Source organism: Variovorax sp. VRV01 (assembly GCF_014852545.1).
In the GTDB taxonomy this organism is placed as follows: domain Bacteria; phylum Pseudomonadota; class Gammaproteobacteria; order Burkholderiales; family Burkholderiaceae_C; genus Variovorax; species Variovorax beijingensis_A.
The window spans coordinates 1-434 of the sequence record NZ_JACVBS010000071.1; the positions used below are offsets into that span (position 1 = coordinate 1).

1 protein-coding gene is annotated in these 434 nt (G+C 60.6%); it reads right to left on the minus strand.

Annotated elements, in window-relative coordinates:
• On the minus strand, positions 1-434 hold a 434-nt coding region (locus IB278_RS33645), incomplete at both ends, for a transposase (RefSeq protein ID WP_192328881.1).

Below are 434 nucleotides of genomic sequence, written 5' to 3' on the forward strand. Positions count from 1 at the left end.
CTTGCCGGGTGTGAAGTTGCGGTCGCGGCTGTTGACCGCCTTGAACTTGCTGCCGTCGATGGCCACGATGGCTTGCGTGAACAGCTTGAGCTCACGACACATGGCGATGAAGCGCTTGCAGACATTGGGGATGCCAGCGCCGTTGTTGTGACGGAAGTCGGCGATGGTCTTGAAGTCCGGAGTGAGCCGGCCGGTGAGCCACATCAGCTCGACGTTGCGCTGCGCCTCGCGCTCCAGGCGGCGGCTCGATTGGATGCGGTTCAGGTAGCCGTAGATGTAGAGCTTCAGCAGGACCGAGGGGTGGTATGAGGGTCGACCGGTGGCTGCCGGATCGACGCCTTCAAAACCCAGTGCATGAAGATCCAGTTCTTCGACGAAGGCATCGACAACTCGCACCGGGTTGTCTTCGCCGATATAGTCGTCAAGGCACTCTG